Annotated in this window: 19 protein-coding genes and 1 pseudogene; 16 read left to right on the forward strand and 4 right to left on the reverse strand. The window is 37.6% G+C overall.

What is annotated here, in order from left to right:
• Nucleotides 1-108 precede the first annotated feature (108 nt).
• Nucleotides 109-834: a superoxide dismutase gene (locus IPP61_03510; protein MBL0324241.1), complete on the forward strand. Its 726-nt coding sequence runs from the start codon at nucleotides 109-111 to the stop codon at nucleotides 832-834.
• Entirely contained in the window at nucleotides 831-3,200 is a 2,370-nt protein-coding gene (locus IPP61_03515; protein MBL0324242.1) for a TonB-dependent receptor, read from the forward strand. The genes IPP61_03510 and IPP61_03515 overlap by 4 nt, the downstream gene beginning before the upstream one ends.
• Before the next feature lie 14 nt (nucleotides 3,201-3,214).
• Here the strand turns inward: IPP61_03515 and IPP61_03520 are convergent, their stop codons facing one another.
• Nucleotides 3,215-6,322 carry an N-6 DNA methylase gene (locus IPP61_03520; GenBank protein ID MBL0324243.1) on the reverse strand — a complete coding sequence of 1,036 codons (3,108 nt, stop codon included), beginning with the start codon at nucleotides 6,320-6,322 and terminating at the stop codon, nucleotides 3,215-3,217.
• A gap of 1,003 nt (nucleotides 6,323-7,325) precedes the next feature.
• Complete coding sequence (locus tag IPP61_03525; GenBank protein MBL0324244.1) at nucleotides 7,326-8,513, reverse strand: hypothetical protein; 1,188 nt, start codon at nucleotides 8,511-8,513, stop codon at nucleotides 7,326-7,328.
• 1,075 nt (nucleotides 8,514-9,588) lie between these two features.
• On the opposite strand from IPP61_03525, the gene IPP61_03530 reads away from it, so the two are divergent.
• The 10 genes from IPP61_03530 to IPP61_03575 all read left to right on the forward strand — a co-directional run bounded on the left by IPP61_03530 (nucleotide 9,589) and on the right by IPP61_03575 (nucleotide 18,142).
• Complete coding sequence (locus tag IPP61_03530) at nucleotides 9,589-9,948, forward strand: hypothetical protein (GenBank protein ID MBL0324245.1); 360 nt, start codon at nucleotides 9,589-9,591, stop codon at nucleotides 9,946-9,948.
• 277 nt (nucleotides 9,949-10,225) lie between these two features.
• Nucleotides 10,226-10,630 (forward strand): hypothetical protein, encoded by a 405-nt coding sequence (locus IPP61_03535; GenBank protein ID MBL0324246.1) that lies wholly within the window; start codon nucleotides 10,226-10,228, stop codon nucleotides 10,628-10,630.
• Nucleotides 10,631-10,633: 3 nt separating this feature from the next.
• Entirely contained in the window at nucleotides 10,634-11,230 is a 597-nt protein-coding gene (locus IPP61_03540) for a TetR/AcrR family transcriptional regulator (protein MBL0324247.1), read from the forward strand.
• 80 nt (nucleotides 11,231-11,310) lie between these two features.
• Nucleotides 11,311-11,598: a hypothetical protein gene (locus tag IPP61_03545; GenBank protein MBL0324248.1), complete on the forward strand. Its 288-nt coding sequence runs from the start codon at nucleotides 11,311-11,313 to the stop codon at nucleotides 11,596-11,598.
• 10 nt (nucleotides 11,599-11,608) lie between these two features.
• The gene (locus IPP61_03550; GenBank protein MBL0324249.1) at nucleotides 11,609-12,241 is read left to right on the forward strand and encodes a TolC family protein; all 633 of its coding nucleotides are present in this window, start codon (nucleotides 11,609-11,611) and stop codon (nucleotides 12,239-12,241) included.
• Between the two features lie 38 nt (nucleotides 12,242-12,279).
• Nucleotides 12,280-12,921, forward strand: coding sequence for a TolC family protein (locus IPP61_03555; GenBank protein ID MBL0324250.1), 642 nt, complete (start codon nucleotides 12,280-12,282; stop codon nucleotides 12,919-12,921).
• Between the two features lie 43 nt (nucleotides 12,922-12,964).
• Complete coding sequence (locus IPP61_03560; protein ID MBL0324251.1) at nucleotides 12,965-13,465, forward strand: cytochrome b/b6 domain-containing protein; 501 nt, start codon at nucleotides 12,965-12,967, stop codon at nucleotides 13,463-13,465.
• 44 nt (nucleotides 13,466-13,509) lie between these two features.
• Nucleotides 13,510-14,679, forward strand: coding sequence for an efflux RND transporter periplasmic adaptor subunit (locus IPP61_03565; GenBank protein ID MBL0324252.1), 1,170 nt, complete (start codon nucleotides 13,510-13,512; stop codon nucleotides 14,677-14,679).
• A gap of 12 nt (nucleotides 14,680-14,691) precedes the next feature.
• Nucleotides 14,692-17,787: an efflux RND transporter permease subunit gene (locus IPP61_03570; protein MBL0324253.1), complete on the forward strand. Its 3,096-nt coding sequence runs from the start codon at nucleotides 14,692-14,694 to the stop codon at nucleotides 17,785-17,787.
• Nucleotides 17,771-18,142: a TetR family transcriptional regulator gene (locus IPP61_03575; GenBank protein ID MBL0324254.1), complete on the forward strand. Its 372-nt coding sequence runs from the start codon at nucleotides 17,771-17,773 to the stop codon at nucleotides 18,140-18,142. The genes IPP61_03570 and IPP61_03575 overlap by 17 nt, the downstream gene beginning before the upstream one ends.
• Nucleotides 18,143-18,212: 70 nt before the next feature.
• Here IPP61_03575 and IPP61_03580 read toward each other — a convergent pair whose 3' ends face one another.
• Together IPP61_03580 and ric are read right to left on the reverse strand one after the other, a co-directional pair.
• Nucleotides 18,213-18,644 carry an Rrf2 family transcriptional regulator gene (locus IPP61_03580; GenBank protein MBL0324255.1) on the reverse strand — a complete coding sequence of 144 codons (432 nt, stop codon included), beginning with the start codon at nucleotides 18,642-18,644 and terminating at the stop codon, nucleotides 18,213-18,215.
• Nucleotides 18,641-19,378, reverse strand: coding sequence for an iron-sulfur cluster repair di-iron protein (gene ric / locus IPP61_03585; GenBank protein ID MBL0324256.1), 738 nt, complete (start codon nucleotides 19,376-19,378; stop codon nucleotides 18,641-18,643). The genes IPP61_03580 and ric overlap by 4 nt, the downstream gene beginning before the upstream one ends.
• 195 nt (nucleotides 19,379-19,573) lie before the next feature.
• On the opposite strand from ric, the gene IPP61_03590 reads away from it, so the two are divergent.
• The 4 genes and pseudogenes from IPP61_03590 (at nucleotide 19,574) to nosD (ending at nucleotide 24,390) form a co-directional block, all read left to right on the forward strand.
• The gene (locus IPP61_03590; protein ID MBL0324257.1) at nucleotides 19,574-20,029 is read left to right on the forward strand and encodes a cytochrome c; all 456 of its coding nucleotides are present in this window, start codon (nucleotides 19,574-19,576) and stop codon (nucleotides 20,027-20,029) included.
• 34 nt (nucleotides 20,030-20,063) lie between these two features.
• A complete protein-coding gene (gene nosZ / locus IPP61_03595) occupies nucleotides 20,064-22,067 on the forward strand; it encodes a Sec-dependent nitrous-oxide reductase (GenBank protein ID MBL0324258.1) in 2,004 nt (667 codons plus the stop codon).
• 61 nt (nucleotides 22,068-22,128) lie between these two features.
• Nucleotides 22,129-23,149, forward strand: a pseudogene (locus tag IPP61_03600) (nitrous oxide reductase accessory protein NosL).
• Nucleotides 23,146-24,390 (forward strand): nitrous oxide reductase family maturation protein NosD, encoded by a 1,245-nt coding sequence (gene nosD, locus IPP61_03605; protein ID MBL0324259.1) that lies wholly within the window; start codon nucleotides 23,146-23,148, stop codon nucleotides 24,388-24,390. The pseudogene IPP61_03600 and the gene nosD overlap by 4 nt, the downstream one beginning before the upstream one ends.
• Nucleotide 24,391: the final 1 nt, after the last annotated feature.

The following is a 24,391-nucleotide window of genomic DNA, read 5'->3' on the forward strand; positions in this document are numbered from 1 at the left end:
ATTAATCTTATTTTTTAATTACATTTGTGTAAAAAGCAATATTCAAAAAGGCACTATTTTGAATTTCTAAAATTGCTTTATTATTCAATAAATTAAACATTTGAAAAAGTGAAAAGAGAACATTTCTTAAAGACCGGAGCCTTGACAAGCTTAGCTGCCGTAATTGGAACTAATAACGCATTTGGTGAGAATTTAACAAATAATAATATTGATAAACTCGTTGATGCAAACGGGAATTTTGTTTTACAACCATTGCCATATTCAGAAAGTTTTTTGGAACCATATATGGACTCCGAGACATTGCATCTTCACTACACTTTTCATCATGGTGGAGCAACTAAAGCCGCCAATAATGATATGAAAAAAATTAAAGAAGCTATTGAATCTAACAATTTCGAAACTATAGATTACTGGACCAAAAAGCTTTCTTTTCATCTTTCATCACATATTCTTCACTCTATATTTTGGACCAATCTGGGCAATAAAACAACAACACCAAATGGTGATTTACTTAAAAGAATTGAGAAAGATTTTGGCAGTTATGAAAAATTAAAGATTTATCTCGCCCAAACTTCCAAGAATTTAGATGGCAATGGCTGGGGAATATTAGGTTATCAACCATATACCGATAAACTCACAATTCTGCAATGCGAAAATCATGAAAAACTTACCCAATGGGGTGTAATTCCTTTAATGGTTATTGATGTTTGGGAACATTCTTATTATCTCAAATACAAAAATAAAAGAGCCGATTTTGTTGATGCTTTGTTTAACATTTTAGACTGGGACAATGCCGCTCAAAGATTAAATAATGCATTAAAGCTTGTTAAATGAAAGGCCCTCTGATTTTAACCTTTATCTTGATTTCATTTTTATGTAAATCTCAAAATAACATTTCCGGAAAACTAATTGACAATGCTGGAAATCCAATCGAATTTGTTAATGTTTTACTTTTTAAAAAACCTGATACAATAAATATTTTTCAGGGACTAACCTGCGACTCCTCAGGAATCTTTGATTTTATCAATATTGCTAAAGGCCAATATATTCTAAAATTTCATGGCATAGGTTATAAAAAACAAAGTATCGCTATTGAAAAACGGCACTCCGAAAATTTAATAATTGGGCCATATATTTTAGAAAGTGAAATTATTGAACTAAAAGATGTAACGATAACCAGAAAAAAAGAGTTAATTCAACAAACCAAAACCGGATTTATTATATCTACTGATGCTTCACTATTTACACAATCAGGAAATGCACTGGATCTACTTAGAAGCACTCCAATGATTTTTATTGATGCAGAGGGAGCTATTAATCTCAGGGGAAAATCACCCTTAGTACTCATTAATGGAAGAAACTCAAAGTTTGACAATTTAAATAATCTTCCTGCAAACAGTATTGAAAAAATCGAGATTATAACTTCTCCGGGGGCTTCATACGATGCTGAGTCTGAAAACGGCATAATAAACATAATTTTGAAAAAAGGTAAGGCTGAGGGAATAAATGGTGCTTTTTCGATAGCCGGTGGTTTGGGTTATAGCTGGAGATTAAATAATTCTTTTTTGGTCAATTATAAAAAAAACAAATGGAATTTAGGGCTGGGATACGATAATAGACTTGCTGAAAGAAATAGAAAGGCTGAAGGTGACAGAACAAATTTTAATCTTCCGTCCCAATATTACCTAAAGCAAAGACGAAATGATGAGCGAAAGGAAGAAATCCACAACATTAGATCAAATATTGACTTTAAAGGTGAAAAAAAATCTTTTGGAGCTGAAATGGTTATAGGGATAGAGAAAGAAACCAATTTTGAGACACTTTACAATACAATTTACAATCAGGAATATGTGTTCCAAAATAAAAGCAGGCGATATTCTGATGAAAGAAGAAAGGGATATTCTGCCGAGATAGCTATAAAATATGAGCTTGAAATTAGCAAAGATAAATCAAGAATTAGTACAAACCTTAGTACATCATTTGGCGATGGTCTGGAAAAAACTCCAATTATTTCACAAGATTTGTCTTCCGAAAATATTGAAACAGGGGTTCCGTTCATGCAAAAAACGAGTTTTTCTGATTTTGGATCAAATAATATTTTTAAACTCGACTATTTTCAAAAAATTAGTAATGCAACATTTGAAACCGGCTTTAAAACGCTATTCAGGAAGTTTGCCAATGATTTTAGCCGTGAAGACCAAATAGATAATAATTACGTATTGGTTCCTAACCGCACAGGCTCGCTAACATTTGAGGAATGGGTACCTGCTATATACACCCAATTAAAAAATGAAATTGGAAAATGGAGCTATGAAATAGGCCTCAGAATGGAGCAAACCCATAATTCCGGCACTGTAAAATCACTTTCGATTGATTTTAATAATAACTATATCAATTTGTTTCCCAACGCCAACCTCAGCTATCAAATCTCTGATATTCAAAATATTAGATTTATTTATGGAAGGCGAATAAACAGACCATCTCTTGGGCAACTTAACCCTTTTACTGACATTACTGACTCTTTGACTCAAAGAAGTGGAAATCCAACTCTTTTGCCGGAAATTGCACAAAATGCCGAGTTGAATTATGACCATGAATTTAACAAAGGTAGCTTTTCTGTAAAACCTTACTATCGAAATAGCCATAATAGCATTTTGCCATTTACAAAACTAATGCCCAATGGAGTATTATTCACCCAACCATTAAATGCGGGCTCTACAACAACTTTGGGTTTGGAGACTCTTTTTTCATTTGAAGTAAATAAGGCATGGAAAACAAACCTAAGTTCATCAATATTTAATCAAAATATCAATGCCCAAAATATTAAATCCGATATACTCAATCAAGTTACAAGTTGGAATGCTAAGTGGACAAATGATATAATTGTTAAGAAAAACTCCAGATTTCAAATCAACGCATTTTATAACTCCCCTACGGCTACTATACAGGGAAGAAGAATAGCTATTTATAATGTAGATTTTGCGTTTCAACAGAAAATAATAAGAGAAAAAGGCCGTTTGGGGTTGATAATTACTGATGTATTCAATACTCAGAAAAACGGCTTTATTTGGGAAACCAAAGACTTTTACTTCAGTAGAATTTTTAAAGTTGATTCGAGAGCTATCCTAATAACTTTTGCCTATACATTTGGTACTTCTTTTAAGGAGAAGTTAATGGATAATAAATTTTCAAATGATTAATTAAGAACTCCACCCTACACCACCCCCACCAAATCAATCTCCTTCATCAATCTATCTGTCTCAGTGAGGGCGACGATGATTTTTTGGTAATGTTGGATATCTTCGAAGCTGAGTTCACGGTCTTTGCGGTCTTTTAGCCATTTTTGGGCGGGTTGATAGCCACCGATATAAAACTCCCAGGCTGTAAGCGGTACCTGGTCGAAGTATTGCGTATCGTTGATATACACTTTGCCTTCTTTAAAGACCGGTTTGGCTACTACGTTGCTGCCATCTATCGGATATTTGGTGATGAATTTATTGACGGCAGCACTTTCCAGTAAATGCAGCTGTCGTATTTCGCCACCTAGCTTTACCAATTGCCAGAACTTAGCTGCATCCTCAGGATATGGCACCCGTGGGAAATCGATTTTTAGAAATTCTTTATACTTTTCACGATAAGCAGGAGAATGTAATACGGCATAGATATAGTCCAGCAAATCAATGGGAGCAAACACCGACTTAAACTCATCTCTGAGTTCATCGTTATTGTTGGCAAAACATACATTGCCATCTTCTCTCTCCGCCACAAAAGTCAAACCTAACTTTTCGACAATTTGATTTAGAATTTCTTTGTTGAAGTTTGGGATACGGTTGACTGTATTTTCAAATATTTCATTACTTTTAAAATTACTAAAATAATATAAGGGAAAATTTATCGGCCCACCTCTTCTAAACATATTAGTATCGGCAAAACAATCTGTCAAAAATACACAATCAAAAAAAGCCAAATTTGCGGCCTGTGGTTGATTAACTAAAATTAAACCGAGATTATTTTTTTCAAGATGGTAAATAGTTTTTTCTCTCGCTCTACCTAAGATTTTGGAGTCATAATATATATAACCTTTGTCAAAAGGTCTATATAAATATTTCTTAACTTTAATTTTTTGATATTCGTAGCCTAATTTAATGATATTGGATTTTAAAGTTTCTTGATTATCTGTAACAAGGTCCTGATCATTGTGTGTTTTTATACCACTCGATTTAAATGGAAATAAATCAGGTAAATAAACACCGTTTTGGTAAGTTTCCTGTTCTGTAAAATTTTTGGGAACAAAGAAAAAATTCGAATCATTTATTTTTATTTCGGAAAAATCAATGGATTTTAAATTGTTATTAGATAAAAAATTATATTTAAATTCACGTTTTCCAAATACATCATAGTGGTAAACTTTGCCAAGTTCATTTTGTTTTTTATTTCCATTTTTTACAAAAATATTTATTGAAACTCCTTGTTGAATATCAAAGACATTAACATCTATTGTGCCATCAATATTTGTCTCTTTCTTCTTAGCATTTCCATGCAGATCTATAGTATAAATTTTATCATAGGTTTTCAATAAGTTCCACCTCATCCCCCTGTATGTCGGATTGTCTAAATAGCCATGAGGATTTATAAAAGCTAATATTCCAGATTCATTTTTTTCTATGAAGTATTGTCCATATCTTAAAAACTTTACATAATCATCATTAATAGATTTCGAGTTTTTCTCTTTCAATTTTTCTAACCCGCCAGGTTCTTTTTTATAATCTTCCATCAGATTCATTATCCATTCACCTTTATTTGCACTTTCACCGCTATAGGGAGGGTTACCTATCACACACATCACAGGGGTATCCCGCTTGATATGGTTGGCTTCGTTGGCTTCGGTACTCAGCCAGTTGGCAAACAGTGAGCCGGTTTCGGGGTGGTGCTCTTCGAGGCTGTTGGTCAGATACACTCTAAACCGCTGGTTTTTGGTGGGTCGGTAGCCGGTCTCGGTCAGTAGCAAATCAAGCTTAAGGTGAGCCATGGCATAAGAGGCCATCAAGAGCTCAAAGCCATTGAGCCGGGGAATGAGATGGTTTTCTACATAGTTGCTCCACACTCCCTGCTGCCCTTCAAACTGCTGGTATATCTGCTGCACTACCTCCGCCAAAAACGTACCTGTGCCAGTGGCCGGGTCAAGTATTTGTACCCGGTGTACTTCCTGCTCTATTTCTTTGGCCTGACCCTGGGGTCTTACTTTTATTTTGGTTTTGCTGGTGTCGGCCAGTCCCATCGGTAAGCCAAACTCGGTCTTTAGGATGTCGTCCACTGCTCGCACGATAAAGTTTACCACCGGCTCAGGCGTGTACCATACCCCCCGGGCTTTGCGTAGTGCGGGGTCATACTCACTCAGGAATGTCTCATAAAAATGTATGATGGGATCCTGCATAGCGGTGCTGCGGCCATAGTTTTTGAGAAGTTCTTCCACATTACAAGCCAGAAATATCTCCACGAGGTCGTCCACTATCCACAGGATACGGTCGTCAATGTCAGGCCCGGCAATATATCCAAAAAGTTTTCTCAGAAAAGGATTAGACTTGGGTATCAGCTCGGCGGCTTCCTGTCGGCTAAAGGTCGGTAGTGTGGGGTCATGGAGCCGGGCGGCAAACATACCGTAGGCTATGGTCTGAGCATACACATCGGCAAAGGCCTTGGGCGTAATGTCATGAATCAGGATATCTTTGAAGCCCTGCATTTGTTCTTTCAGGGAGCTGTCTTCATTGTGTTTTTCATCAGAGACCAGTGCCTTGTTGATTACGTCAGCGAGCATCCGGGCTTTTCCTGCCATCATTTCTGCAAGGCGTTTGGAACTGCGGATGGTCTGGGTTTTCTGCTGACAGAAATCCTTTATGAGGTTTTCAAAAGTGCCAAAGTTTTCTTTCAGTGGCTCTATGCCGTGGTCGGTGAGTTTTCCTACCGACACTTTATCTATAAATACGCCCTCTCTATAAAGCAGGAAGTCGAGGTAGTCAGTAAATAGGAGATTGCCCAATGAGCCTTTGTAGCGGTCAAACTGCTCTTTATTAACAGCCTTCTTATTGCCTTCAAGGTCTTTGTCGCCAATATCCTTGGCCTCGATAAAGCCCACCGGTATTTCCTTTTTGGTGATGATGTAGTCAGGAGCACCGCATTTCTGGCGTTTGGGTTCGTTGGTAGCTTTCACGGTAGGCACCAGGCTTTCAATAAGCTGCTGCAAGTCGCCGCGGTAAGTATGTTCGGTGGCGTTTCCCGATTTATATCGTGTGTTTATACTGGCTATGTATTGGTCGAGGGTCATTGGATAAGAGCTGTTTCTTTTTTCAAAAATAGTAAATAATGTGATAATGTGCTAATGAGTTAATGTGCTAATTATAGGTTATAGGCAACAGGGAGTAGGCAACAGTGTTTTAAGTTAGTAAGTTGGAAAGGTGGAAAGTTAGAAAGTTGGAAAGTTCGGGGTTGCGAGGGGCGGGTACTGGGTATGAAATGTTCAGAGGGTTAAATCTTCATGCCTTAATTCCTTCATGGTTAAGAAAAGAACCCGGCATTCTTTGTGCATTTTGTGGCTTCTTTGTGGCTTTTGCGTAACTTAGGTAACAGGGAGTAGGAAGTAGTTTCCTTTTAGTTGGAAAGGTGGTAAGTTGGTAAGTTGGTAAGTTCCGGGTGGCGGGTTGCGAGTACTGAGTTTGATATGTTCTAAGACTATAATCTTCATGCCCTTAATTCCTTAATGATCTTAATGTTTAAAAAAATGGACAAGTATTTCTTTGTGCATTTTGTGGCTCCTTTGTGGCTTTTGCGTAACTTAGGTAACAGGGAGTAGGAAGTAGTTTCCTTTTAGTTGGAAAGGTGGTAAGTTGGTAAGTTGGTAAGTACCGGGTGGCGGGTTGCGAGTACTGAGTTTGATATGTTCTAAGACTATAATCTTCATGCCCTTAATTCCTTAATGATCTTAATGTTTAAAAAAATGGACAAGTATTTCTTTGTGCATTTTGTGGCTTCTTTGTGGCTTTTGCGTAACTTAGGTAACAGGGAGTAGGAAGTAGTTTCCTTTTAGTTGGAAAGGTGGTAAGTTGGTAAGTTGGTAAGTTCCGGGTGGCGGGTTGCGAGTACTGAGTTTGATATGTTCTAAGACTATAATCTTCATGCCCTTAATTCCTTAATGATCTTAATGTTTAAAAAAATGGACAAGTATTTCTTTGTGCATTTTGTGGCTCCTTTGTGGCTTTTGTGTAACTTTCTAAATGTATAGTTTTGGTAGAAATACCTCCATGATAATAAAATACAAATTTATTTCCTTTTTAATCGCCTGCAACCGGACTAAATATAAAAGCAAGAACTCCTGATACCATAGCCACACTGCCCGCAATGAGCCAATCCTGACTATAATACCAATGTAACCCGCCTGTCATAAGGATAATTTCGGTGATAAAAAAACCAGAAATCAAAAGTACACTGCCCGTTTTAGTCCAAAGACTGTGACCCAGATAGCCCAATTCAAACAACCAGGCTATCAGCAAAAACGAGATAGTGCCAATCAGGCTCAGATGCAGATATGCCAGCACGATATTCTTCTCAAAAAAAGCGAGTTCCCACATTGATGGAAAAACCGACAGCCCCTGTACCGTTACCTTGAGCACAAACGAAATTAGGAAAAGGTAAAGAAACACTTTGCTCAAATAGCTTTTTGATTTCAATTTGAAAGGCATTTGTTTGATAATCAATAAAAAACAAATTAAACCTGCAATCTGAAAAACTGTGGCAAAAATAGCAAAGAAAAGCAAGTGGGAAGAAAAGCTCATGCCTAAAAGTGAAAGAGCAGTAGCCGGAATAAATGCTAAGGTAAAGAACCAATAAAAACACCAAATATATGTTGAGTTTACTGCCGGTGCATGGGTTTCTAAAAATCTAAAAAACAAACCTATGACGATAAACAAAAACCAACCGTTGTATTGAAAATGCAAAAAAGTATATATCAAAGATTGATAGAGCTCGGTGCCATTGAGTCCTTTTGCTGAGGTGATGCCAATTGCATAAGGCAAAAGCGTAGAAATCAAGCCAAAGTACAAGCCGGTTTTGATGAATTTCAGGGAGTATTGGGTTGATAGCGTATCGGTGGTATCTTTCAGGAAACGATATATAAACCAATAATTGAGCACTTGAAACAAGGTCGAAAAAACTATGGAATACAAACCATAACCTTGTAAGGAAAACGACACCAGAACCCCCGCCAATACCAAAAGCGTAAGCTTGAACTGTAAAGAATATTTGCCTTTCTTTAGTTTTTCCGGGCTGATATATATGCTGGTAATGATAAGGAACATGATGGTATATACCCAGCCCTGAAACCCGGTATGAGAGTGTGCATGCACCAGGTTGCGATAGCCCAGCGGAATATTAAAATACCCGGCAGCCCGTAAAGTGGTACCTATCACGGCCACCATCAAAAAGAAAAACAGACTGGCTTTACTCCAGCTTTTATTGATCATGATTCCAAATTATTGTGGCAATATAATCAACATCCCTAATTTCCCAATTCTCGGTTTGGTAATTTCTAAATATCTTAATCGTTTACCGGGAATCGAAAAATATTTGAAATTTTAATTATATATTTCATTGTTGACCGATTACCAAACTTGATTTGACATTCACCAAACTTGATTCAACATTCGCCAAACTTGATTAGACATTCACCAAACTTGATTCAACATTCACCAAACTTGATTCAACATTCACCAAACTTGATTTGACATTCACCAAACTTGATTTGACATTCACCAAACTTGATTAGGCATTCACCAAACTTGATTCAACATTCGCCAAACTTGATTCAACATTCACCAAACTTTATTCAACATTCACTATACTTGATTAGACACTCCCATTTTACCTTCAAATAAGTCCCAGAGAAAGAGGCAATTCTGAGAAAAAATCAAAGGTTTTTGATAAGATTTTTAGATATTTTACCTGTTTTCCAGCGTTATCCACATAATTCGGGCTAAAAGTAAATATAGTCAACAATTCAAGTTTCTGATTTTCAAATAGTTGTTGTATTGAATTTTTAATTTTTCCTCAAATTTCAAAATTTATAAACAAAATCATCAATTTTTCCTCAATTATTTTCTCAATTTACTGATTTTCAAAGCTTTTTAAAAAAGCAAATAATTTGTGAAATTTTTCATAGAATTTTTTTTTATATGTTTGCGGTATAGTTAAATTTTATTTGTATGAAAGACGGAAACTTCATCAAATAAGAAAAAAATAGGGTTAATCCCCTATTGAACAGCCGGGTATCAAAACCTTTTCGGATCATGGGCGAAGGTAGGTTATGGGTACCAAACGTAGGTTTCTGATTAATCAGAAGCCGGTAAAAGAAAGTGTAGTTAATTTAATTTTTTAATTTTTAATTTTTGTTTTTAGTTTTTCACCGCCCGATTCCACAAAAAATCAGAAGGCCGCTTCCATAAAAAGAAGCAGCCCCCCGACATAGTTTTTAATTAGCGTTTAAATATATGTCATTGGGGATTGATTTTAAAAAAAAAGGGCATAATTATTTAAAAAAATATGAGATATATCTCTAGTATTTCAATCCAAAACGCCACTTCGAGACTTGCGGGCGTTAAAGCAATTGCCACTGATTTGGATCTGGGCAATGGTCTCAATATAGAAAGTTATCAGGCTGCAATCAAAGAAGTGGACGACCTGATTAATTCTTACAATACCCAATTGAGCTCCATGGGAGAGGTCAGAAACCGCATTCGGGAAAAAGAGAAAGCGTTAAAAGACCTTAACGAACGGATTCTCATTGGTGTGGGTGCCAGATATGGTAAAGATTCCAATCAATACCAGATGGCGGGCGGCACTAAAAAATCGATGCGTAAAAGGCGTCGAAAGGTAGCAGTGCCAGCCAAAACAGAAGCGTAAGATCAAAAGGGGCTATTCCATGATATGGCCCCTTTATTTTTTCCCTTGAATAAATCTTCTAAAACTAATTTACCCAGTCTTTTTTTCCTGCGTCTCAACCTTTTTTATGTTTTTGTTTGAATAGATTTCGAGTTTTTATAACCAAAAGCGACCTATCAGAAATAGATTTTTCTCCTTTTTGCATATATAATAAAAAAAAATCAAATAAAACTTGACTTATTGATAATTAGAATTACATTTGTGAAGTGAATATTCACTAACATAAAACATTATGGTTATGAATGGGAAAGTTAATCTATCGGTAGGGTTTTTAATCATGGGCTTATTTATGGCCTATGGATTTTTATTGATCTATCTTCGTGATTTTGCACCTGACAAGGAGGTCTGGGTTAATTCTTACAGCATTGGAAAGCACTTTGAGGCACGTCTGGCACACGTTCATGGCAATTTATTTGCTTTCTTAAATATTTTGATGGGATATTTACTATTTCATTTCAATGGTCGGTTGAAAAACGTTAAAATTATTTCGTGGCTGGCACTTATTGGGATTTTAATGCCTTTAGGGATTCTGGCAGAAATATATTTGGGCATGTCGCCGGTGTTTGTTCTAATCGGAGCCATAAGTATGACCACATCAGTGTTATGGATGGGATTTGCTTTTTTTAATTTAAAAAATATATAAACAATGGTAAGTGAAATCTCTGAAAGGCAATTGGAAATAATAGAAGCAGCAGGGAAAATTTTGACAAATTCTGGCGTTAGTGGCCTGACCATAAAAAATCTGGCTAAAGAAATGAAGTTTTCGGAAAGTGCCATTTACAGGCATTTTACCAGCAAAGAGGAGATTATTGTGGAATTACTTGAATATCTGGCTGATAGTATGGATCAAAGATATCAGAAAGTAATCAAAAGCTCCAGTTCAGCCAGGGATAACTTCATCAATATCTTTCACAATCAATTTGAATTCTTTAGCAGTCATCCTCATTTTGTGGTGGCGGTATTCTCTGATGGCCTTATGGAAGAAAGCCTGAGGGTAAACCAAACTATCTTTAAGATTATGCAAATTAAAATGAAACATCTATTGCCAATAATCATGCAAGGTCAGGCCGAGGGTACTTTTACCAAAGCCATCAGTGCTGAGGAGGTTGCACATATTATTATGGGGGCTATAAGGCTACAGATGTTTAAATGGAGAATCGCAAATTTTGAATTTGATTTAGTTAGATCGGGAAATAATATACTGGAAAGTTTAATAACCATATTAGAAGTAAAACATAAGTAATGAAAAATCTGAGTATAATATTAGTAGCAGCAATTTTTGTAATGAGCTGCAAATCAGTAAAACCAATAAACAATAATACAATGCATTTAAAAAATAATCATACCGAAATCAAAGATGTTTCAACCCATCTGGTCTTTAATACCCAGGAAAACAAGGTCGTTTCTTTGCAAATATTAAAAGACAAACAGCTCAAAGAACACACCACAAAGGTTCCCGCATTTTTGGTATGTGTTACAGGTCATGCCCGGTACTCCGACGAAAAAGGTCAGTCGATCGATTTATTGCCTGGAAATTATGTCAATATTGAACCAAATGTTAAACATTGGGTCGATGCACTGGAGACCAGTAATCTTTTGCTTGTAAAATAAAAAAATTTGTATGAAAAAGTTAGTGAATATTTACATACTTGCTCTTGTAATAATTGGCTCCCCGGCATACAGCCAAACTTACAGCCTGGAGCAATGTTTAAATATAGCAAGTGAACATAATAAAACACTTCAGATTGCTGCCAACAATCAACACATAAGTGAACTTAGGCATAATGAAGCCAATGCCAATCTGTGGCCAAAGCTCACATTTGGTTCAGATTATAAGTATTTTAGTGAATTACCCACGCAGCTATTACCGGCTGCGGTGTTTGGCGGTCAGCCTGGACAATTTAAAGAGGCACAGTTTGGAGTGCCGCATAATATTTCGGCTCAGATACAGTTTGCAATGCCGCTTTATCAACCTCAGGTGATAGGAGCATCTAAAATGACCTCAATTGGAGCTGAAATAAGTGGATTACAGTTCCAAAAAAGTCAGCAACAGCTCATTTACGATATTTCCAGCTTATATTTTTCTCTCCAATTGATAGGTCACCAGCTCACGCTTATTGATAAAAATACTGAAAATACCGGCAAACTGCTATCTAACCTCCAGCTGCTGCAAACACAGCAAATGGCCAAAGGAACAGATGTGGAAAAAGTAAGGCTGCAAATGCAGCAATTGACAACCCAAAAGAGGTATTGATTTCCAGAAAAATTCAGCTCCACAATAATCTTATCCTAATGATGGGAAAGCCTCAGGAGCAAAATATTGAAATTGACCCAACTATTTCTCTAAAGGAGGAAGCCTTGGATGATGAAAACCAAAATATAGATTATCAGATAGTTATGATGCAAAACAAACTATTGAAAAGAGAATTGAAAACCTTAAAAACACTCACTTTACCATCATTGAATCTTGTTGGAGCTTACGGCACTACGGGGTTTGGTTATGATACAGCTCCCAACGACTTTTTGAGGTTTTACCCGGTGAGTTTTGCAGGTTTGCAGTTATCATTGCCGATTTTTTCCGGTGGAAGCAATTTTCAAAAAATAAAACAAAAGAAACTGGAGATTATAAATAGCCATCTCCAGGCAGATTTAGTCAGAGACCAAACCACTATCCAGATAAAAAACCTTAGGTCGCAGATTAGTACCAGCTTACAGCAGATTGAATTGACACAAAAACAGAAAGAACTGGCTCAAACCATATATGATCAGACTCTTTTGCAACAAAAACAAGGACTGGCAGCACTTACCGAAGTTTTACTCGCCGACAACGCCATGAGAGATGCTCAGCAATCACATCTCAATGCACTGGTTGATTACCTGAAATCAATAGCCGAGTTCAGAAAAATTTCGGGAAATGTAAATGTAAAAAAGTGATAATAACATCAAAAAAATATAATACAATTTACTGATTATAATTATGAAAAAATACAACAAAACAAGCATATTTATCCATTGGGTTTCATTCATTTTGATACTTCTGATGGTCATAAGTGGAAAATATTATCAGCAAATAAAAGGTACCTCATTTGGTGCTCTCAAAGTACATGCAGTGGTCGGCCTCACAGTGGCTTTACTTACTATCATAAGAGTTTTTATTCATTTCACTCAAAAAAGACCGGAACCACTGAAAACCAATTCTTTACTACGGAACAAGGTGATAGTTTGGGTGCAGTACCTGTTTTATATCGCCATATTTATATTATCAATGACTGGTGTCCTGATGATGCTGAAAAGCGGGTATCTGGAAGCAATCACCACCAATGACCTTACCTTCAAACTTGATGAAGAAGCCTGTCACGGAATTCATATTCATAGGGCAATGGTAAATGTATTTATGGTCTTATTTTTTGCACACCTGGCAGGTATTTTTTCCTATATCCTGAAATTCCGCCATAATATCTTCAAAAGAATACTCTAAGGGCAGGATGCGAACCCATTAATTAAATTTAAAAATTTACTGAGATGAAAAATATAACATTAAAAAAACTGATCATAATTCTGATTCCCATTGTATTGATAGCATTGGTTGTAGTCAAATTGAAAAAAAACAAATCGGTAGCTAACGAAAAAATTTATACATACGATAAAAATACAGCCTTGCCGGTAAAAACAATGAAAATTTCTGAGGAAGAATACCAAAAGGAAATGGCTTATAGCGGGGTATTTGAAGCTAATCGCGAAACCCGCATAAGTGCCGAAGTACAAGGGAAATTAAATGCCATATTAGTAGATGCGGGTTCGCAGGTTAGACAAGGGCAATTGCTGATTAAGCTTGATGATGCTCTGCTTAAACAACAATTAAAAACCGCAGAAGTGATGATTCAAAATCTTAGTGCTGAAACTGAAATCCAATTGCAAAACAATGCAGTACAACTGGCGGGCCTGGAAGCAGATGTAAGAAGATACAATATTTTGGCTGCTTCTGATGCTATTCAAGGTGTGCAGTTGGAAAAAGCTGAGATTCAACTCAAAAACGCTCAAAATCAACGCCGGACATTGCAGCAACAATCGGCCATAAAAAATTCGGAAGCTCAAAAAGCCGGAATAGTGGAGCAAATTAAAAAAACATCAATACTAGCTCCATTTTCAGGAATAGTAACGGCTAAACTTTCGGAGATTGGATCATTTTCGGCTCCCGGTGTTCCTCTTTTACAAATTACTGAGCTGAGTACATTGAAGTTTACTATCAATGTTCCCGAATCAGACCTAAAATATTTCAAACCGGGTCAATCCTTCCGTGTAATCCCTGATGCCTACAGTGATGTAACATTTAGCGGAAAGGTCAGTATGGTGGGCAGCAAAGGCAATGCAGGCAACAGTTTCCCGGTACAACTGAGCCTCAGCAATACTTCCGATCAAAAGATTAAAGCCGGTATGATGGGCAAAGTATTTCAAAACTCAGTAACTCAACAAAAAGGGCTCCCGATTCCGGCATCAGCATTACAAGGTAGTGCCGAAAAACCTATGGTATATCTGGTAAAAAATGGCAAAGCTCAATTGCAAGAGATAAAAATAGCAGAAAGAACCAGTGATAAGGTGTTAATCAAAAGTGGTCTAAACCCTGGAGATGAAATTGTTGTGAGCGGTTTTATCAATCTGTTTGATGGTGCCAATATTAAAGTAACCCATTAAAATCCCAGTAAAATGAATATTACCGAAATTGCAATAAAAAGACCCTCTCTTATCATCGTACTTTTCAGTGTTTTTACCTTGCTGGGAGTGATAGGCTTCAAAAACCTAAGCTACGAATTGATGCCTGATTTTAATCAACCGGTTGTTGTAATCAAAACTGTATATCCCGGTGCTGAACCAGCAGAGGTAGAGACTTCGGTTTCACGAAAAATTGAAGACGCACTCGCTAACCTTGAAGGAGTGGACTATCTGGTTACAAAATCACTTCCAAACGCCTCAGTGGTCATTGCAAATCTAAAGTATGGCACTGACCTTGATAAAACCATGCAGGATGCCCAGCGTTATATTGACAACATAAGAAAAGATTTACCTGCTGATATTCAAAGCCCGGTAATGAGTAAGGTATCACCCAATGATCTCCCGATTATGTCAATAAGTGCTACGGGAGATATGCCACCTACAGTTTTTTATCAAAAAATGAAAGATGAATATTTACCCCAGATCCAGCAGGTAAGGGGTGTGGCTGAACTTACGCTTCTTGGTGGTGAAGAGAGAGAGATTGAAGTTAAAACTGATAAAGATAAATTAAAATATTACAGAGTAGCCTTAAGTCAGGTGATTGAAGCCATCAATAGATCTGGTATTGATTTGCCTGCAGGAAAAATCCAGACTAAAACTGAAAGTAATGCGGTACGCTTTTCAGGCAAATTCCAGACACTGGAAGATATCAAAAATGTACAGATAGCTATGCCTGTGGCAGGAAGTCCGGTATATGTTAAAGATGTGGCGACAGTAAGCGATGGCGTAAGAGAAATAAACTCAGTGAGCCGATTCAATGGGAAAAATGGAATCGGGTTACTTTTGAAAAAACAAGGTGATGCCAATGCCGTTGAGGTTTCAAAAGCAGTAAGAGCGGTTTTTAAAAACATTGAAAGTAAAGAAGCACTCCATAATGTGAAATTTGTAATCGCCGACGACAGCACTGACAATACCATTGCAGCGGTAAACTCAGTAGTAGTTGACCTTATACTTGCTGTAATACTGGTTTCCTTGGTAATGCTTTTATTTCTTAGAAGCTATCGGAACAGCCTCATAGTGATTGTGGCTATACCCACTTCTCTTGTCACTGCTTTTGCTGTTATGTGGCTGCTAGGTTATACACTCAATCTAATGACTTTACTGGCCATGTCGCTAATTATTGGAATTTTGGTTGACGATGCTGTAGTAGTATTGGAAAATATTCAAAAACATCTTGACCACGGAAAAGATAAGGCCGAAGCTGCCATGGACGGTAGAATGGAAATTGGTTTCTCAGCTTTGTCTATCACCTTGGTTGATGTGGTAGTTTTTCTTCCTATATTATTTATTCAGGTATTTGTAGCCGATATGCTGAAACAATTTTCCGTTGTGGTGATTACCTCTACTCTAACCAGTTTGTTGGTTGGCTTTACGTTAACACCCTGGTTGGCCTCAAGAATTGGAAAAAAAGAAGATCTCAGACCTACCAATGCAATAAACAAATTCCTGCTTTGGTTTGAACACCAGCTTGATGTATTTACCAACTGGTATGGAAAGCAATTGGAGTGGGTTCTTAATCATAAAATAATCTTTACATTATTTATTCTTTTTCTCTTTGCCTTAACGCTAGGCGTAATGAAACAAGGAATAATTGGCAAAGAACTCATTTCTACCGGGGATCAGGGGAAATTCAGAATGGCTTTGGAGTTTGATAAAAGTACTTCTATCCAAAAAAATAATGATGTATCGTCAGAAATAGAAAAATACATTATTGCTCAAAAAGAAGTAGCAACGGTTTTCAGCAATATCGGTGGTCCAAGCACAGGAATCGGAAGTCTTGGAGTTGGAAGTGTCAATAAAACGGAGTTTACAATTCAACTTAAACCCAAAACAGAAAGGGCTAATCAGGCTACTGAGGAATACATGAAGGGCTTGAGAACATCACTACAGCAAAAGTTTCCCGGAATCAATTATTCTATGGCAGCTTTGGGCTTAATTCCACGTTCAGCACCCATAGAAATTACTTTAAGTGGCTCTGACCTTGACTCGGTGATGGCAGCTGGAAAACATTTAAAAGAGATAATAGCAGAAATTCCCGGTGCTGATAATGTGAGGCTATCGGTTGAAGAAGGGAGTCCAGAGTATAAAATTGAGCCTGATAAAGATAAAATGCAAAGGCTCGGGCTTAATTCAGCTTATGTTGGGCAGAATCTCCGGGCGGCGTTTTCGGGAAATGACGATGCTACATTGACCGAAAACGGTGTAGAATATCCGGTAAGAATTTGGGTTGAAGACTTTAACCGCCAAAATTACGAAGACGTAAACAAGTATGCGGTAGTCAATCCTATGGGTTTACCCATTGAGGTTAATCAGTTTGCAAAAGTCACCCAAGACAAAACCTCCTCACTATTGGAAAGAAAAGACAGACAGCCCGCAGTAACAATTACAGCTGATGCATTAGGCAGACCTTCCGGCACGGTGGCCGACGAAGTGGTGTCTTATGTTAAATCTAATCCACTTCCCGCAAACATTCAAATGGCCTGGGGTAGTGATATTAAACGCCAGAATGATAGCTTTGGGGCTTTGGGTTCAGTTTTGATGATTTCCTTTATCTTAATTTATCTCATCATGGTGGCCCTTTATGATAGCTACATATATCCTTTTATAGTGCTGTTTTCAATTCCTTTGGCAGCTATTGGTGCTTTCTTCGCACTTAATCTGGCCATGAGTAACCTTAGTCTATTTGCATTGCTGGGTTTGATTATGTTAATGGGTTTAGTTGTAAAAAATGCTATTCTGATTGTAGATTTTACGAATCAACTTAAGGCACAAGGCAAAAATTTTAAAGAGGCATTGATTATGGCAGGCAAAGGAAGAATGCGACCCATTTTGATGACCACTTTGTCAATGGTTGTAGGCATGCTTCCTATCGCATTGGCAAAAGGTACAGCCAGCGAATGGAAAAACGGTCTCGCCTGGGTAATCATTGGTGGTCTGTTATCGTCATTGGTTTTAACTGTATATCTCATACCTATGATATATTATGTGGTAGATTCGATTAAATACAAAAAGAATGAAAACCGAAAATAAGATATTGAAAGCTGCGGTAGAAACATTTTTGCAATATGGTTTTCATGGAACCCGTATTCAGAAAATTGCAGAAATAGCCAGTGTAAATAAAGCAGAGATATTCTACTATTTCAAAAATAAGGAATTGCTTTACAAAGCAGTACTCAAGCTAATCAACTCATCCGATTCAAACTTGTTTTTCAATATCCCGGATTTACAGAAAAAAGTGGCTCTCTTTATTGTAGCAGAAGTAATCACAAACAAAAAATTACTTTTAAAAAACTCTGAGGAAATATCGAATAAAATATCTCAAGGATTTTCAACTGATGATCTTTTTAGTGACTCGGGAATAATATTAAATGTAAAAACCACATAATATCAAATGTTTAGCAAACAAAAAAACCGGTTCATTGAGCCGGTTTTTTGTAATTCAAAATCATATTTAATTACCCTATTAAAACACTCTCTCCCAAATCAACACTTGACACCAGATCAGCAATGGTTTTGCTTGCAAAAACTTTAAAAATAGCTGTACGACAACCATCAAAATCGTCATGCATGGGGCAGGGATTTATGGCAGAACATTCGTCACGCCCTAAAAAGCATTTTTTTAATATACCCAGGCCGTCAACTGCCTCTATCACCTCAATCAATTGTAATTCTTGAGTATGGTTGTTGCAATAAAACCCACCATGCGGTCCCTTTATTGAGCCTATCAAACCACGCTTGGAAAGATCCTGGAGGATTTTCCCCATAAAATGCTGGGGAACCGAAAGTTCTTCTGCTATTTCCTGAATCCCGATTTTTTTCTCCTGATTTTGTTCTAAAGAGAGCAAAACCATGCCTCTGATGGCATATCCGCAAGTTTTTGAAATCATGCTATAGCATTTTTAAAATATTCCTCCTCCAAAAGTACTACTTTCGGAAATAAAATATTGTTTTCGATGTGAATATGTTGTACCAAATCAGCATCCATCTCTTTTAGTTTGCTGATCATCACCAGATGTGAGTTACAGGCATTTTCGGGTGCAGTATAATTGTTTGTGATTTTTCGTAAACGGTGCAAAATCTCCCCCGCCTCATCATGTTCAGCATGCATCACTGAGATTGGGTTTTGTATGGTTCCGAAAAATGGTTTCTCTGATTTTTCCTTTAGTTTCAATTCATTTATCATTTTCTTTATATAAGGAAACAGGATATTCTCCTCTTTAGGCAAGTGCCCCAATAAATCACCCTCCAATGCAAGATATAAATCATGCAATTCCGGAAGATAATCAAACCTTTCTCCATGTTTATTAAATACCTTTTCAACGTAAAACCTGACTTCAGGCAGATTTTTGTAAAGATAATTATGGTGAACATTGGTTACATAATCGGCTAAAAAGTCAAGCTCAAACTGATCAAAATCCAGACTTGAAGGTTGCTTTTCTTCAAATGTTTTTTCTATCTTTTGACTTATTTCCTCAAAATTAATTTCCTGCTTCTCACATACCTCACTCAGCATCACATTGCCTCCACAACAATAATCTATTCCATATTCGTTGAATACATCCGCAGCTTTAGGGTTTTTTCTTACAATTTGCCCCACTTTCAGTTCACTTATTAATTCCATTTCTTGTTAATTTAATTGAGATATAAAGATATAAAGGTCTTTTTTTATGCTAAATGATTAATATCATATTCTATCCTTGGTATTAATCATAATTCATTAAGCCAATCAAACAATACTTTTGTTAAAAAGATAAGAAGGTCTTATATTCGTAATTATTTTACTTACTTCTATTTTCAAATAAATTATTTAAACGTAATGAAAAACAAAATTCTGGGTTTAATAACCTTAACATTAATCATTTGGGGCTGCGGGGGAGCAGAAAAAAGGGCAGAAAGTCCGGAAACAAGTGATTCAGTACTTCTAAAACAAGAGGAAGTTCATGGCACCGAAGTAAAAGAGATTGCTCTCAGTACCCCGCTTGATCAGGCGATGGTAAAAGAAGGACAAGGAATTTATGACATGAAATGTGGCTCTTGCCATAAACTTACCCAGGAACGCCTGGTTGGACCGGGTTGGTCTGGCGTAACCAAAAAACGTAAACCGGAATGGATTATCAACATGATAACCAATGTGGACATGATGCTGGAAAGCGACCCTGAAGCCCAAAAAATGCTGGAGGAATGTCTGATCAGAATGCCAAATCAAAATATCTCTGAAAAAGAGGCCAGAGGGGTTTTGGAATTCATGAGACAAAATGACGGCGAAAAATAAGCCCGAAAAATCATATCTAAATAAAAATAAAATAATGAAAATCAATTATTTACGCATTGTGGCTCTTGGAGCCACAATAGTCAGCATGGCTGCATGTAAACCAGCAAATGAAAAAGCCTCGAGCGATTCTTTTCTGGCAGGTGACGCAGCAGAAAGAGCTTATGTAAAACCAGGCGAATATGACGAGTTTTACAATATAGTTTCCGGCGGATTCAACGGGCAACTATCAGTGGTAGGATTGCCTTCGGGTCGTACTTTAAAAATTATCCCTGTATTTTCTCAATTTGCTGAAAATGGCTGGGGGTATTCTGAAGAAACCAAACCTATGCTCAACACTTCTCATGGTTTTGTTCCCTGGGATGACTCTCACCACGTGGCACTTTCGACAACCAACTCAGAGCACGATGGAAAGTGGGCTTTTATCAATGGTAACAATACACCGCGTATTGCCAGAGTAAGCCTTTCGACTTTCAGAACAGAAGAAATCATCGAACTACCCAATTCGGGCGGTAACCACTCCTCCCCTTTTATTACTGCCAACACGGAGTATGCAGTAGCAGGAACACGTTTTTCAGTACCACCAGACGCCAAAGCCGATGTACCCATCAGCTCTTTTAAACAAAACTTTAAGGGTTATATAAGCTTTGTAAGTATTGATAAAAACACAGGAAGAATGGGAATCAAATTCCAGCTAAAAACCCCTGGAGTGAGCTTTGACCTGGCACGTGCCGGTAAAGCCAAATCTGCAGGCTGGTTCTTTTTCTCCACCTACAATACAGAGCAGGCCAACAGCTTGCTGGAAGTAAATGCTTCGCAAAAAGACAAAGACTTTATTTTGGCTGTAAACTGGAAGAAAGCCGAAGAATATCTTGCTCAGGGCAAAGGCAAAAAAGAAGCTGCAAAATATGCTCATAATGTATATAGTGATGAAACCCACAGTGCCACTTCTACTATTATGAACGAGGTAATGACCCTCGATCCGAAAGAATGCCCGGGTATGCTCTATTTTATGCCATGCCCTAAGTCGCCTCATGGTTGTGATGTAGATCCTACAGGTCAATATATTGTGGGTTCCGGAAAATTAGCAGCTGTGATTCCGGTGTTCTCATTTGATAAAATGATCAAAGCCATTGAAAGCAAAACTTTTGACGGAGATTTTGACGGTATCCCGGTATTAAAATATGATGCGGTATTACACGGCGAAGTTAAAAAGCCGGGCTTAGGACCATTGCATACTGAATTTGACGGAAGAGGAAATGCCATCACCTCATTCTTTGTGTCTTCAGAATTGGTAAAATGGAACATCGAAAAACTGGAAGTGGTTGACCGTGTACCTACTTTCTATTCGGTGGGTCACCTGAGTATCCCCGGTGGACCAACTGCCAAGCCGCATGGAAAATACGTAGTTGCCTACAACAAAATCACAAAAGACCGCTACCTTCCTACAGGACCTGAACTGGCTCAATCGGCTCAGCTGTATGATATTTCCGGTGATAAAATGAAGCTTATTCTTGACTTCCCAACAACAGGAGAACCTCACTATGCTGAATCAATCCCGGCTGCTTTGGTGGAGAAAAACGTGAAGAAAATCTTTAAACTGGAGGAAAACAAACACCCTTATGCAGCCAAAGGTGAAAAGGAGACCAAAGTGGTACGCAAAGGCAACGAGGTTCATGTTTATATGACAGCCATACGGTCGCACTTCGCTCCTGACAATATTGAAGGTGTGAAAATGGGTGATGTGGTTTATTTCCATGTCACTAATCTGGAACAAGACTGGGATGTACCTCATGGCTTTGCCGTAAGAGGAAATCAAAATGCTGAGGTTTTGGTAATGCCAGGCGAAACTTCTACACTTAAATGGATTCCAACCAAAGTGGGAGTTACGCCGATTTATTGCACTGATTTTTGCTCGGCACTGCATCAGGAAATGCAGGGCTATGTGAGGGTATCGCCTGCGGGCAGCAATGTTCCGCTCACTTGGGGACTTGGTAAAAACCCAACAGCAGAGGCTGAAAAGAAAGTAGCAAAAAAATAATATTTAAATAAAAAAAAAGGCGGGTGTAACATTCGCTCGCCTTTTTTTCATCAAAAAAACAATGAAACCTTTAAAGAAAATATCCTGGATAAGCCTTTTGGTAAGTTCCTTATTATTGACCATCACCTATTTTGTTCCTATCTGGAAAATCGATCTGTGGGCACCTCAATATCCTGAAGGTCTTTCGATGAGTATCTGGTTGTATAAACTTAGTGGTCAGGTGGATATCATCAATGGTCTCAACCATTACATAGGCATGGCACACATCAAAGAAGAGATGTTTCCTGAGTTTAAAATCCTGCCCTATGCCGTAGGAGTAATCATCGCTTTGGGTGTTTTAACTGCACTTTCAAAAAACCGAAAAATGGTTTTTGGATTTCTGGCATTACTGATTGTATCAGGTATTGTAGCCATGTATGATTTCTGGAAATGGGGCTACGAATATGGACATAACCTCAGCGATGACGCAGCCATAAAAGTACCGGGCATGGCCTATCAACCTCCATTGATTGGCTACAAAGAACTCCTCAATTTCGGAGCTTATTCGATTCCGGATATTGGCGGTTGGCTGTTTGTGCTTTTAGGTGTAGTAACCATTGGCGTGGTGATATTTGAAACAAAAACAAATAAGTAAAATGCTTAATATCCTGAAAATCACCCTTTTCCTTTTGGTAATATCTGTGGTCACTTCATGTAGTAGCGGTCCTGAAACTATCAATTATGGAAAAGAGAACTGTGAGTTTTGCAAAATGACCATCATGGACAAAAAGTTTGGAACCGAACTCGTAAGCCAAAAAGGAAAGGTTTTTAAGTTTGACGACGCCGCCTGCATGGTTAAATACATGCAAGTGAGCAATCAGGAGGACGCTCAGTTTAAATTCATAGTATTTAATGGCGTGGATGCTCCCGGCGAATTATTGGGAGTTGAAGAAGCCACTTTTGTTTATTCAGGTGAAATGAGGAGTCCGATGTTGGGCAATGTTGGGGCATTTAAAGACCCAAAGAAAGCCAATGACTACCTCAAAAGCGATACCACTGCTCAAATGATGAGCTGGGAAGAGGTAAAATCAAAACTCGAATGAATAAACTAATTCTGATATTACTTGCATTGATTCCGGGCTTATTGCCGGCCAAAACATGGCAGGTAAACAATCCCTCGGAGCTTAAAGCAGCACTGAAATTATCTCAGGCCAATGACCAGATAATTATCAATAAGGGCAATTACAAAGTCCTAAATCTGGAAATCACAAAGCCACTGAGCATAAAAGGGCTTGGTTTCCCGGTCCTTGATGCTGAACTGAAAGGTGAGATTTTCATTGTAAAAGCCAATGATGTAAAAATATCAGGAATAAGATTTGTCAATATTGGAGAAACCAGCATGATCGATTGGGCTGCAGTGAAAGTGCTGGAATCAGAAAATGTAAAGGTGACAGGCAACGAGTTCAGAAATTGCTACTTTGCAGTATATCTTTCCTCTTCTAACAAATGTCAGGTCTCAAAAAACAACATCAAAGGGACTCCAAAAGAAGAACAAACCACCGGTAATGGCATACATGCATGGAAATGCGATGAAATTGAAATTTCTGACAACTATGTGGAGGGACATCGCGACGGCATTTATTTCGAATTTGTAACCAACTCCCGTATCTTCAGGAATTACTCTACAAAAAATATCAGATATGGCCTTCACTTTATGTTTTCACACCAGGACGAATATTACAAAAACAATTTTGTAAACAATGGTGCAGGGGTAGCCGTCATGTATTCGAAAAGAGTAAAAATGCATGAAAACATTTTCAATAAAAACTGGGGAGGATCGGCTTACGGGATTTTATTGAAAGACATAACAGACAGTGATATCATTCACAATCATTTTCTTGACAATACTGTAGGCATCTATATGGAAGGATGCAGCCGCATGAACATAAAAGAATGTATCATAGAGCAAAACGGAATAGGATTAAGAATACAGGCCAATTGCGACGAAAATCACATTAAAAACAATAATTTTCAAGCAAATACTTTTGATCTTGCTACCAATGGTTCAGTGGTTTTTAATTATCTGGAAAACAACTATTGGGACAAGTATCAGGGTTATGACCTCAACAAGGACGGCCATGGCGATGTAGCCTACAGACCGGTGAGTATGTTTTCTACCCTCGTGGAGCGTATGCCCCAGGTTATGATATTGCTGAGAAGTTTTACCGTAACGCTTTTGGACAAAATCGAAAGGATAATCCCAAGTTTTACGCCTGAAAATCTGAAAGATGATAGCCCGCAAATGAAACCCAACAGCATAAAAACAATAGAATTAAAGGCATAAA

This window comes from Cytophagaceae bacterium, assembly GCA_016722655.1.
Taxonomy (GTDB): Bacteria; Bacteroidota; Bacteroidia; order Cytophagales; family Spirosomataceae; genus Leadbetterella.